The organism is Streptomyces mayteni (assembly GCF_054783955.1).
In genome coordinates this window covers 1-12,399 of record NZ_BAAGPR010000162.1, presented here as the reverse complement: position 1 = coordinate 12,399, position 12,399 = coordinate 1, and the positions used below count along the sequence as shown (strand labels likewise).

Here is a 12,399-nt window from a genome sequence, read left to right as displayed (position 1 = left end):
GAAGCGCGAAACAAAGGGCTCGTGGGGGCACCTCCCAGCGTTAGCTGGGGGAGGGTGGGGAAAACCCCGCGCGAAGCGCGGGGCACCCACCCCCACAGTCCCGCGGCGAAGCCACCACACCCCGCCGCGAAGCACGCCGCACCCACCCCGACGGCGCCCCCGCCGCGCGAAGCGCGGAAAAGGGCGGGTGGGTGGGGGAGAATCCGCGGGGAGCGTCCCGCCAAAGCGTCCCGCCGGGGCCCCAACCCGGGGGCCGATTTGGGCGGGGAGACCGCAGACAGTACCGTTGTGCGGTATGCCTTCGCCCCGGCAGGGGCACCGTTTACGAGGTAAGGACCCGGAGAGCATGCCTCCCAGGAAGAAAGTCACGGGGCTGATCAAGCTCCAGATCCAGGCCGGCGCGGCCAACCCGGCTCCGCCGGTTGGCCCGGCGCTGGGTCAGCACGGCGTCAACATCATGGAGTTCTGCAAGGCCTACAACGCCGCGACCGAGTCGCAGCGTGGCTGGGTGATCCCGGTGGAGATCACGGTCTACGAGGACCGTTCCTTCACCTTCATCACCAAGACGCCGCCGGCCGCGAGGATGATCCTCAAGGCCGCCGGTGTGGAGAAGGGCTCTGGCGAGCCCCACAAGACCAAGGTCGCGAAGATCACTCGCGCCCAGGTCCGGGAGATCGCCACCACCAAGATGCCCGACCTCAACGCCAACGACCTGGACGCCGCCGAGAAGATCATCGCCGGCACCGCCCGTTCCATGGGCGTCACCGTCGAGGGCTAGTCGAGTACCAGGGCCGAGCTGAGCTGAGCGAAGCCCGACCGTGGCAGGGCCAGGCGCTGGTCCGGACCACGACTCCGAACAATCACCTTGCAGGAGCAGCAGTGAAGCGCAGCAAGAACCTCCGCGGCGCGGACGCCAAGGTCGACAAGAACAGCGTCTACGCACCGCTCGATGCCGTCCGTCTCGCCAAGGAGACGTCGACGGCCAAGTTCGACGCGACCGTCGAGGTCGCCATGCGTCTGGGTGTCGACCCGCGCAAGGCCGACCAGATGGTCCGCGGCACCGTCAACCTTCCGCACGGCACCGGCAAGACCGTCCGGGTCCTGGTCTTCGCGACCGGTGACCGTGCCGCGGCGGCGGAAGCCGCCGGGGCCGACCTCGTCGGCTCCGACGAACTGATCGACCGGGTGGCCAAGGGCTTCCTGGACTTCGACGCCGTGGTGGCCTCGCCCGAGCTCATGGGCAAGGTCGGCCGTCTGGGCCGGGTGCTTGGTCCGCGTGGCCTGATGCCGAACCCGAAGACCGGCACCGTCACCCCGGACGTCGCCAAGGCCGTCACCGACATCAAGGGCGGCAAGATCGAGTTCCGGGTGGACAAGCACTCGAACCTCCACTTCATCATCGGCAAGGTGTCCTTCAGCGAGCAGCAGCTCGTGGAGAACTACGCCGCCGCGCTGGACGAGATCCTGCGGCTGAAGCCGTCCGCGGCGAAGGGGCGTTACCTCAAGAAGGTCACCATGACGACGACGATGGGTCCCGGCGTGCCGATCGACGGCAACGCCACCCGTGACCTGCTGGAGGAGGGCGGCGTCACCGCCTGACGCGTCCAACAGCCGGTTCGCCCGTCCCCGTTCTGTCACAGAGCGGAGACGGGCGTTCGCGTTGTCAGGGGGCCGGGTTAGGGTGAAGGTCGCGTGTAGTTGTCACATTTCCCCGGGGGGAAAGATGCGTTCCATGTACAGGGCCGCGCTGAGCGCCGCCGCCGTCGTGCTGATCGGCTCCACGGCCGCCTGTAGCAGCTCGGACGGCGAGGGAGACGGCGCGGCCCGCGGCGGCGACAGCAACCAGGAGTCCGGTGGCACGGGCGCCCTCCAGGCGGTCCAGGCCGCGGCCGAGGCCACCTCCGAGATCACCTCGGCCAGCTTCGAGATGACGATGTCCGGGCCGCAGGCGGCGACCGGCGGGGACACGGAGATGTCCGGGTCCATGTCCTGGGCCGACGGCATCGCGATGGACGCCACGATGAGCGGCGAGGCGTTCGCCCTCACGCCCGAGGCGCCGTCCGAGATGCGCGTGGTCATGCTCGACGACGTGATGTACATGAACCTTGGCGAGACCTTCGCGACCGAGTTCGAGGGCCGCGAGTGGATGATGATGGACATTGGCGCCATGGTCGAGGAGTCGGGCGACCCGACTCTCCAGGAGGCGATGGACCTCGGGTTCAGCGAGTCCAACCAGGACCCGGCCGCGCAGACGGCGCTGCTGCTGCAGTCGCCCGACATCGAGGCGGTCGGCGAGGAGACGCTGGACGGCGTCACCACCCAGCACTACCAGGGCACCGTCTCCGTGGAGGACGCGCTGGCGAACAACGCCGGCGCCGAGTTCCTCACCGAGGAGGAGCGCCAGGAGCTGGTCGACGCGATGAACGCGTCGGGCGTCGAGGAGTACGACATCGACCTCTGGATCGACGAGAACGACTTCCCGGTCCAGATCCGCCAGGCCTTCGACTCCGAGATGGGCCCGGTCACCACCGAGATGCGCTACAGCGACCTCGGCTCCGACGTGCAGGTGGCGGCGCCCGAGGAGGGCACCTACGTCGACCTCATGGAGCTGATGGAGAGCATGGGCGCCGGTCTCGGCGACGTCTGATCCACGGCCCGTCCCACCCCCCGCCGGCCGGCGCCGGGCACCGGATTTGCCTGGCGCCGAGCCGTTCGCGTACATTGCTGCGGTAGCCAAAGACCGCTGGTCGCCGTCTGGTCCCGTGAGGGTCCGGGTGGCCGAAGGATCCGCCGAGTGCGGACGGCCTGCGCAGGTGATCGTGTGCGATGTGGGGGACCTCGAGGTCCCCGTTCTACGCCCTGAGCGCCTGCGCCGGGGCGCTTTCTGTTTGGGGCGCTTTCCGTTCTCGCGTGACCCTTCCTTCCGTGCGGTTTTCATCACCCGGCAGAACCCGGAAGGAGGGCCGAGGTTATGGCGAACACCGACAAGTCGGCAGCAGTCGCTGAGCTTCAGGAGAAGTTCCAGAAGTCGAACGCGGCCGTCGTCACCGCGTACACCGGTCTCACCGTCGCGCAGCTGAAGCAGCTGCGTCGGTCGCTCGGTGAGAACGCGCAGTACAGCGTGGCGAAGAACACCCTGTCCAAGATCGCGGCCAAGGAGGCCGGGGTCAACGGGCTTGACGAGTACTTCAAGGGCTCCACGGCCGTGGCCTTCGTGACCGGTGACCCGGTCGCGACGGCGAAGGGTCTTCGTGACTTCGCCAAGGACAACCCGGCGCTCGTCATCAAGGGCGGGTTCATCGACGGCAAGTCGCTGACCGCCGACGAGGTCAACAGGCTCGCGGACATCGAGTCCCGCGAGGTGCTGCTCGCCAAGCTGGCGGGTGCCCTGCAGGCGACCACGGCCAAGGCCGCGGCGACCTTCCAGGCCCCGCTCACGAAGTTCGTCCGCACCGCGGACGCGCTGCGCGCCAAGGTCGAGCAGGAAGGTGCCGGCGAGCCGGCTCCCGCCGAGTAGGCATCCGCTCACTCACGTCACACCCCCGGCACCCAGCCGACTTAGCAGGAAGGACCGCCATCATGGCGACCAAGCTCTCCCAGGACGAGCTGCTCGAGCAGTTCGCCGGCATGACCATCCTCGAGCTCTCGGACTTCGTGAAGAAGTTCGAGGAGAAGTTCGACGTCGAGGCCGCCGCCCCGGTCGCCGTCGCCGCCGCCCCGGCCGGCGGTGGCGCCGCCGCCGAGGCCGAGCCCGAGAAGGACGAGTTCGACGTCGTCCTGACCGGCGCCGGCGAGAAGAAGATCCAGGTCATCAAGGTCGTGCGCGAGCTCACCTCGCTGGGCCTCAAGGAGGCCAAGGAGCTCGTCGACAACGCGCCGAAGGCCGTCGTCGAGAAGGTCAACAAGGAGGCCGCGGAGAAGGCCAAGGAGGCCCTCGAGGGCGCCGGCGCCTCCGTCGAGGTCAAGTGATCTCGGTCATTCGCCGAGTGAGCTGTTGACCGCCGTCCACGCGGTCGACCACGGGGCGATCACCCATCAGGGTGGTCGCCCCGTGGCTTTGTGTCGGACGCCTGCTTGCCCTGACGCGGGTGACGGGTATGGTGATCTTCGGCTCTCGGCAGGAGCCGGGCGGCCGCCCAGGGGCCTTGACGAACCGCGGCGGGCGCGCGATTCTCAGGTCGCGTCGCCAGATCGGTCCATGATCCGAGGCATGGATCCCGGCGCACGCGGGAAAGATCCGGCAGGACGGGCCCGCACCCGGCGACCGAGGCGGTCGGGAGCGGCTCGCGCTGAGAACACCGAGGGTGGCTCCTCGATGGGTGATATGGGCATTGGACATCAGTGGGTCATGTGGCTACACTGACCCTTTGCGCTGCCTACTTGCCTCCTGCCCGTCACCAGGAGGGCCCGGCACGCGCGCAGAGAGTCCGAGCCCTCGGAAGGACCCCCTCTTGGCCGCCTCGCGCAATGCCTCGACCAACAGTACGAACCACGGCACCAGTACCGCACCGCTGCGTGTCTCTTTTGCGAAGATCAAGGAACCGCTCGAGGTTCCGAACCTCCTTGCGCTGCAGACCGAGAGTTTCGACTGGCTCCTCGGTAACGACGCCTGGAAAGCTCGCGTCGAGGCCGCGCTGGACAGTGGGCAGGATGTCCCGAGGAAGTCGGGTCTGGAGGAGATCTTCGAGGAGATCTCCCCGATCGAGGACTTCTCCGGCTCCATGTCCCTGACCTTCCGTGACCACCGCTTCGAGCCGCCGAAGAACTCGATCGACGAGTGCAAGGAGCGCGACTTCACGTACGCCGCCCCGCTCTTCGTCACGGCGGAGTTCACGAACAACGAGACCGGCGAGATCAAGTCCCAGACGGTCTTCATGGGCGACTTCCCGCTCATGACCCACAAGGGCACCTTCTGCATCAACGGCACCGAGCGCGTCGTCGTCACGCAGCTCGTCCGCTCGCCCGGCGCCTACTTCGACAGCTCGATCGACAAGACGTCCGACAAGGACCTGTTCTCGGCCAAGATCATCCCCTCCAGGGGCGCCTGGCTCGAGATGGAGATCGACAAGCGCGACATGGTCGGCGTGCGCATCGACCGCAAGCGCAAGCAGTCCGTGACCGTGCTGCTCAAGGCCCTCGGCTGGACCACCGACCAGATCCTGGAGGAGTTCGGCGACTACGAGTCCATGCGCGCCACCCTGGAGAAGGACCACACCCAGGGCCAGGACGACGCGCTGCTCGACATCTACCGCAAGCTCCGCCCGGGCGAGCCGCCGACCCGTGAGGCCGCGCAGACCCTGCTGGAGAACCTGTACTTCAACCCGAAGCGGTACGACCTGGCCAAGGTCGGCCGGTACAAGATCAACAAGAAGCTCGGCGGGGACGAGCCGCTCGACGCGGGCGTGCTCACCGTCGAGGACATCGTCAACACGATCAAGTACCTGGTCAGGCTGCACGCCGGCGAGACCGAGACGGCCACGCCCAGCGGCCGCACGATCGTCGTCGAGACGGACGACATCGACCACTTCGGCAACCGTCGCCTGCGCAACGTCGGCGAGCTCATCCAGAACCAGGTCCGCACCGGTCTGGCCAGGATGGAGCGCGTCGTCCGCGAGCGGATGACCACCCAGGACGTCGAGGCGATCACGCCGCAGACCCTGATCAACATCCGGCCGGTCGTCGCCTCCATCAAGGAGTTCTTCGGCACCAGCCAGCTGTCCCAGTTCATGGACCAGACCAACCCGCTCTCCGGCCTCACGCACAAGCGCCGGCTGAACGCGCTCGGCCCCGGTGGTCTGAGCCGTGAGCGGGCCGGCCTCGAGGTCCGTGACGTGCACCCCTCCCACTACGGGCGGATGTGTCCGATCGAGACCCCCGAGGGGCCGAACATCGGTCTGATCGGCTCGCTCGCCGCCTTCGGCCGGGTCAACGCGTTCGGCTTCGTGGAGACCCCGTACCGCAAGGTCACCGACGGCGTCGTCACCGACGAGGTCCACTACCTCACGGCCGACGAGGAGGACCGCTTCGTCATCGCGCAGGCCAACGCCCGCCTGACGGACGACTACCACTTCGCCGAGGCCCGCGTCCTGGTCCGCAGGAAGGGCGGCGAGGTCGACTACGTGGCCGGCTCCGAGGTCGACTACATGGACGTCTCGCCGCGCCAGATGGTGTCGGTCGCGACCGCCATGATCCCGTTCCTCGAGCACGACGACGCCAACCGCGCCCTGATGGGCTCCAACATGATGCGGCAGGCCGTGCCGCTGATCCAGTCGGAGTCCCCGCTGGTCGGCACCGGCATGGAGTACCGCTCCGCGGTCGACGCCGGCGACGTGATCAAGGCCGAGCAGGACGGCGTCATCAGCGACGTCTCCGCCGACTACATCACCATCGCCAACGACGACGGCACCCACGTCACCCACCGGCTCCACAAGTTCACCCGCTCCAACCAGGGCACCTCCTACAACCAGAAGGTCCTGGTCGAGGAGAACGAGCGCGTGATCGCCGGCCAGGTCATCGCCGACGGCCCCTCCACCCAGCGCGGTGAGATGGCGCTCGGCAAGAACCTGCTGGTCGCGTTCATGCCGTGGGAGGGCTACAACTACGAGGACGCGATCATCCTCTCCCAGCGTCTGGTGCAGGACGACGTCCTCTCCTCGATCCACATCGAGGAGCACGAGGTCGACGCCCGCGACACCAAGCTGGGCCCCGAGGAGATCACCCGGGACATCCCGAACGTCTCCGAGGAGGTGCTGGCCGACCTGGACGACCGCGGCATCATCCGCATCGGCGCCGAGGTCGAGGCCGGCGACATCCTGGTCGGCAAGGTCACCCCGAAGGGCGAGACCGAGCTGACCCCCGAGGAGCGGCTGCTCCGCGCGATCTTCGGCGAGAAGGCGCGCGAGGTCCGCGACACCTCGCTGAAGGTGCCGCACGGCGAGACCGGCAAGGTCATCGGCGTGCGCGTCTTCGACCGCGAGGAGGGCGACGAACTGCCCCCGGGCGTGAACCAGCTGGTCCGCGTCTACGTGGCGCAGAAGCGCAAGATCACCGACGGCGACAAGCTGGCCGGCCGGCACGGCAACAAGGGCGTCATCTCCAAGATCCTGCCCGTCGAGGACATGCCGTTCCTGGAGGACGGCACCCCGGTCGACATCATCCTCAACCCGCTGGGCGTCCCGTCCCGGATGAACCCGGGCCAGGTCCTGGAGATCCACCTGGGCTGGCTGGCGTCCCAGGGCTGGCAGGTCGAGGGCGTCGACGGCGAGTGGAAGGAGCGGCTGCGGGCCATCGGCGCCGACGACGTCGCGCCCGGCACCAACGTCGCCACCCCGGTCTTCGACGGTGCCCGCGAGGACGAGCTCGCCGGTCTCTTCGAGTCCACCATCCCCAACCGCGACGGCAACCGCCTGGTGCTGCCCTCCGGCAAGGCGCGGATGTTCGACGGCCGCTCAGGCGAGCCGTTCCCGGACCCGATCTCCGTCGGCTACATGTACATCCTCAAGCTGCACCACCTCGTCGACGACAAGCTCCACGCCCGCTCGACCGGGCCTTACTCGATGATCACCCAGCAGCCGCTGGGCGGTAAGGCCCAGTTCGGCGGCCAGCGCTTCGGCGAGATGGAGGTGTGGGCGCTGGAGGCGTACGGCGCCGCCTACGCCCTGCAGGAGCTGCTGACCATCAAGTCCGACGACGTCACCGGCCGCGTGAAGGTCTACGAGGCCATCGTCAAGGGCGAGAACATCCCGGAGCCGGGTATCCCGGAGTCCTTCAAGGTCCTCATCAAGGAGATGCAGTCGCTCTGCCTCAACGTGGAGGTGCTGTCCTCGGACGGCATGTCCATCGAGATGCGCGACACCGACGAGGACGTCTTCCGCGCCGCGGAAGAGCTGGGTATCGACCTGTCCCGGCGCGAGCCGAGCAGCGTCGAAGAGGTCTGACGGGTCGGGCCCGCGGAGCGCTGGACGCGTCTCCGCAGGCCGCCCCGGGACCCCGATCAGACCATTGATGACACGACACTGAGAGGGATTGACGAGAGTGCTCGACGTCAACTTCTTCGACGAACTGCGGATTGGCCTGGCGACCGCCGACGACATCCGTCAGTGGTCACACGGCGAGGTCAAGAAGCCGGAGACCATCAACTACCGCACCCTCAAGCCCGAGAAGGACGGCCTCTTCTGCGAGAAGATCTTCGGCCCGACCCGGGACTGGGAGTGCTACTGCGGCAAGTACAAGCGCGTCCGCTTCAAGGGCATCATCTGTGAGCGGTGCGGCGTCGAGGTGACCCGCGCCAAGGTGCGCCGCGAGCGGATGGGCCACATCGAGCTGGCCGCGCCGGTGACCCACATCTGGTACTTCAAGGGTGTGCCCTCCCGGCTCGGCTACCTGCTCGACCTCGCGCCGAAGGACCTGGAGAAGGTCATCTACTTCGCCGCGTACATGATCACGTTCGTGGACGAGGAGCGCCGCACCCGCGACCTGCCGTCGCTCGAGGCGCACATCTCCGTCGAGCGCCAGCAGATCGAGCAGCGCCGCGACGCGGACCTGGAGGCCAGGGCCAAGAAGCAGGAGGCCGACCTGGCCGAGCTCGAGGCCGAGGGCGCCAAGGCCGACGCCCGCCGCAAGGTGCGCGAGGGGGCGGAGCGCGAGATGAAGCAGCTCCGCGACCGCGCGCAGCGCGAGCTCGACCGCCTCGACGAGGTGTGGAACCGCTTCAAGAACCTCAAGGTCCAGGACCTGGAGGGCGACGAGCTGCTCTACCGCGAGCTGCGGGACCGCTTCGGCACCTACTTCGACGGCTCGATGGGCGCCGCCGCGCTGCAGAAGCGCCTGGAGACCTTCGACCTCGACGAGGAGGCCGAGCGCCTCCGCGAGATCATCCGCACCGGCAAGGGCCAGAAGAAGACCCGCGCCCTCAAGCGGCTCAAGGTGGTCTCCGCGTTCCTGCAGACCTCCAACAGCCCCAAGGGCATGGTCCTCGACTGCGTCCCGGTGATCCCGCCGGACCTGCGTCCGATGGTGCAGCTGGACGGTGGCCGCTTCGCGACCTCCGACCTGAACGACCTGTACCGCCGCGTGATCAACCGGAACAACCGCCTCAAGCGGCTGCTCGACCTGGGCGCGCCCGAGATCATCGTCAACAACGAGAAGCGGATGCTCCAGGAGGCCGTCGACGCGCTGTTCGACAACGGCCGCCGCGGTCGTCCGGTCACCGGCCCCGGCAACCGGCCGCTGAAGTCGCTGTCCGACATGCTCAAGGGCAAGCAGGGTCGCTTCCGGCAGAACCTGCTCGGCAAGCGCGTCGACTACTCGGCCCGCTCCGTGATCGTGGTCGGCCCGCAGCTCAAGCTGCACCAGTGCGGCCTGCCCAAGGCCATGGCGCTCGAGCTGTTCAAGCCGTTCGTGATGAAGCGGCTCGTGGACCTCAACCACGCGCAGAACATCAAGTCGGCCAAGCGTATGGTCGAGCGCCAGCGCACCGTCGTGTACGACGTCCTCGAAGAGGTCATCGCCGAGCACCCGGTGCTGCTGAACCGCGCCCCGACCCTGCACCGGCTCGGCATCCAGGCGTTCGAGCCGCAGCTGGTCGAGGGCAAGGCCATCCAGATCCACCCGCTCGTCTGCACCGCGTTCAACGCGGACTTCGACGGCGACCAGATGGCCGTGCACCTGCCGCTGTCCGCCGAGGCGCAGGCCGAGGCCCGCATCCTGATGCTGTCCTCGAACAACATCCTCAAGCCGGCCGACGGCCGCCCGGTGACCATGCCCACCCAGGACATGGTGCTCGGCCTCTTCTTCCTCACCACCGACGAGGAGGAGCGCGAGGTCCGCGGCGAGGGCCGGTCGTTCTCCTCGACCGCCGAGGCGATCATGGCGTTCGACGCCGGCGAGCTCTCGCTCCAGGCGAAGATCGACATCCGCTTCCCGGTGGGCACCGTCCCGCCGCGGGACTGGGAGGCGCCGGAGCCGGTCGAGGGCCCCGACGGCACCGTGAACGAGTACCAGCTGGGCGACAGCTTCCGGATGCGCACCACCCTGGGCCGCGCGCTCTTCAACGAGCTGCTGCCCGAGGACTACCCGTTCGTCGACCAGTCCGTGGGCAAGAAGCAGCTCTCCCAGATCGTCAACGACCTGGCCGAGCGCTACCCCAAGGTCGTGGTCGCCGCCGCGCTGGACAACCTCAAGGCCTCCGGCTACTACCACGCCACCAGGTCGGGCGTCACGGTCGCGGTCTCGGACATCATCGTGCCCGAGGCCAAGAAGCAGATCGTGGCCGAGACCGAGGCCCAGGACGAGAAGATCCAGAAGCAGTACGAGCGCGGTCTGATCACCAAGGACGAGCGGACGCAGGAGCTCATCGCCCTGTGGACCAAGGCGACCAACGAGGTCGCCACCGCGATGAACGAGAACTTCCCGAAGACGAACCCGATCTTCATGATGGTCGACTCCGGGGCCCGCGGAAACATGATGCAGATGCGTCAGATCGCGGGTATGCGTGGCCTGGTCTCCAACGCCAAGAACGAGACCATCCCGCGTCCCATCAAGGCGTCGTTCCGCGAGGGTCTGTCCGTCCTCGAGTACTTCATCGCGACCCACGGTGCCCGTAAGGGTCTGGCCGACACCGCCCTGCGGACCGCCGACTCGGGTTACCTGACCCGTCGTCTGGTGGACGTCTCGCAGGACGTGATCATCCGCGAGGAGGACTGCGGCACCGAGCGCGGCCTCAAGCTGGCGATCGCGGTCAAGGGCGCGGACGGCGTGCTGCGCAAGACGGAGAACGTCGAGAGCAGCGTCTACGCCCGCTGCCTGGCCGAGGACATCGTCGTCGACGGCAAGGTGCTGGCCCCGGCCGGCACCGACCTGGGCGACGTGCTGATCGACGAGCTCGTCAGGCACGGCGTGGAGACGGCCAAGACCCGCTCCGTGCTGACCTGCGAGTCCGCCGTCGGCACCTGCGCCATGTGCTACGGCCGCTCGCTGGCCACCGGCAAGCTCGTGGACATCGGCGAGGCGGTCGGCATCATCGCCGCCCAGTCGATCGGTGAGCCCGGCACCCAGCTGACCATGCGTACCTTCCACACCGGCGGTGTCGCCGGTGAGGACATCACGCAGGGTCTGCCGCGTGTGGTCGAGCTCTTCGAGGCCAGGACGCCGAAGGGCGTCGCGCCGATCTCCGAGTCGGCCGGCCGGGTCAGGATCGAGGAGACCGAGAAGACCAAGAAGGTCGTGGTCACCCCCGACGACGGCTCGGACGAGACCTCCTACCCGGTCTCCAAGCGCTCCAGGCTGCTGGTGGGCGAGGGCGACTCGGTCACCGTCGGCCAGCCGCTGACCGTCGGCGCGGCCAACCCGCACGACGTGCTGCGGATCCTGGGCCAGCGGGCCGTCCAGATCTACCTGGTCGGCGAGGTCCAGAAGGTCTACAACGCGCAGGGCGTGGCCATCCACGACAAGCACATCGAGATCATCGTCCGGCAGATGCTGCGCCGGGTGACGATCATCGAGTCCGGCGACGCGGAGCTGCTGCCGGGCGAGCTGGTCGAGCGCTCGAAGTTCGAGTCCGAGAACCGGCGGGTCGTGGCCGAGGGCGGCCACCCGGCCTCCGGTCGTCCGCAGCTGATGGGTATCACCAAGGCGTCGCTGGCCACCGAGTCGTGGCTGTCGGCGGCGTCCTTCCAGGAGACGACGCGGGTCCTCACCGACGCGGCGATCAACGCCAAGTCGGACTCGCTGATCGGCCTCAAGGAGAACGTGATCATCGGCAAGCTGATCCCGGCCGGCACGGGCCTGTCCCGCTACCGGAACATCCGGGTCGAGCCGACGGAGGAGGCGAAGGCGGCGATGTACTCGGCGGTCGGGTACGACGACATCGACTACTCGCCGTTCGGCACGGGGTCTGGCCAGGCGGTTCCGCTGGAGGACTACGACTACGGGCCCTACCAGGGCTGACGGTTCCCTCCGGGGGTGGGTAGGCGGGGTTTTCCCCCGCCCACCCACCCCCTGCGCGTTCCCACGCACCGGTACCGCGCGGCGCCCCGCGCTCCGCGCGGGGTTTCCCCCACCCTCCCCCAGCTAACGCTGGGAGGTGCCCCCACGAGCCCTTTTCCGCGCTGTGCGCGGGGGCGCTTCGCGCCGCTGTGGGCCGCCGGCCTAGCGGCCGCCAGGCCGCTGGCCCGGAGGGCCGTTCCGTCCGCGCGGAGCGCGGGATCTTTCCGCGCTTCGCGCGGGCCCCGGCCGGCGTGGCCGCCGGCCTGGCCGCCGGGCCTCGCCTTCGGCGGGCGGCCTCGCGTGGCGGCGTAGCCGCACCCGGATGGTTCTCCCCCACCCACCCGCCCTTTTCCGCGCTTCGCGCGGGGGCTTGCGGCCCGGCCTGGTGGCCGGGCCGGGCCCGCGCCGCGCGGG

The 12,399-nt window shown here is 68.6% G+C and carries 7 protein-coding genes; all 7 read left to right on the top strand.

Annotation, left to right across the window (positions count from 1 at the left end):
* The first annotated feature begins 346 nt into the window (after positions 1-346).
* The 7 genes from rplK (at position 347) to ACYVPE_RS37040 (ending at position 11,946) form a co-directional block, all read left to right on the top strand.
* Positions 347-778, top strand: a complete 432-nt coding sequence (rplK, locus tag ACYVPE_RS37070) for a 50S ribosomal protein L11 (protein WP_461038231.1) — start codon at positions 347-349, stop codon at positions 776-778.
* A 101-nt stretch (positions 779-879) separates the two neighbouring features.
* Positions 880-1,599, top strand: a complete 720-nt coding sequence (rplA, locus tag ACYVPE_RS37065) for a 50S ribosomal protein L1 (protein WP_461038230.1) — start codon at positions 880-882, stop codon at positions 1,597-1,599.
* A gap of 124 nt (positions 1,600-1,723) precedes the next feature.
* Positions 1,724-2,647 carry a LolA-like protein gene (locus tag ACYVPE_RS37060; RefSeq protein WP_461038229.1) on the top strand — a complete coding sequence of 308 codons (924 nt, stop codon included), beginning with the start codon at positions 1,724-1,726 and terminating at the stop codon, positions 2,645-2,647.
* 324 nt (positions 2,648-2,971) lie between these two features.
* The gene (gene rplJ, locus ACYVPE_RS37055) at positions 2,972-3,517 is read left to right on the top strand and encodes a 50S ribosomal protein L10 (RefSeq protein WP_461038228.1); all 546 of its coding nucleotides are present in this window, start codon (positions 2,972-2,974) and stop codon (positions 3,515-3,517) included.
* A gap of 62 nt (positions 3,518-3,579) precedes the next feature.
* Entirely contained in the window at positions 3,580-3,969 is a 390-nt protein-coding gene (gene rplL, locus ACYVPE_RS37050) for a 50S ribosomal protein L7/L12 (protein ID WP_461038227.1), read from the top strand.
* A gap of 482 nt (positions 3,970-4,451) precedes the next feature.
* Positions 4,452-7,937, top strand: coding sequence for a DNA-directed RNA polymerase subunit beta (gene rpoB, locus ACYVPE_RS37045; RefSeq protein ID WP_461038226.1), 3,486 nt, complete (start codon positions 4,452-4,454; stop codon positions 7,935-7,937).
* Positions 7,938-8,034: 97 nt separating this feature from the next.
* Positions 8,035-11,946, top strand: a complete 3,912-nt coding sequence (locus ACYVPE_RS37040; RefSeq protein WP_461038232.1) for a DNA-directed RNA polymerase subunit beta' — start codon at positions 8,035-8,037, stop codon at positions 11,944-11,946.
* The last annotated feature ends 453 nt before the right edge of the window (positions 11,947-12,399 follow it).

What these genes read in the sequence shown, in the direction of transcription:
- rplK (WP_461038231.1), top strand. Translation starts at nt 347, where the DNA reads ATGCCTCCCAGGAAGAAAGTCACGGGGCTGATCAAGCTCCAGATCCAG.
- ACYVPE_RS37060 (WP_461038229.1), top strand. Translation starts at nt 1,724, where the DNA reads ATGCGTTCCATGTACAGGGCCGCGCTGAGCGCCGCCGCCGTCGTGCTG.
- rplJ (WP_461038228.1), top strand. Translation starts at nt 2,972, where the DNA reads ATGGCGAACACCGACAAGTCGGCAGCAGTCGCTGAGCTTCAGGAGAAG.
- rplL (WP_461038227.1), top strand. Translation starts at nt 3,580, where the DNA reads ATGGCGACCAAGCTCTCCCAGGACGAGCTGCTCGAGCAGTTCGCCGGC.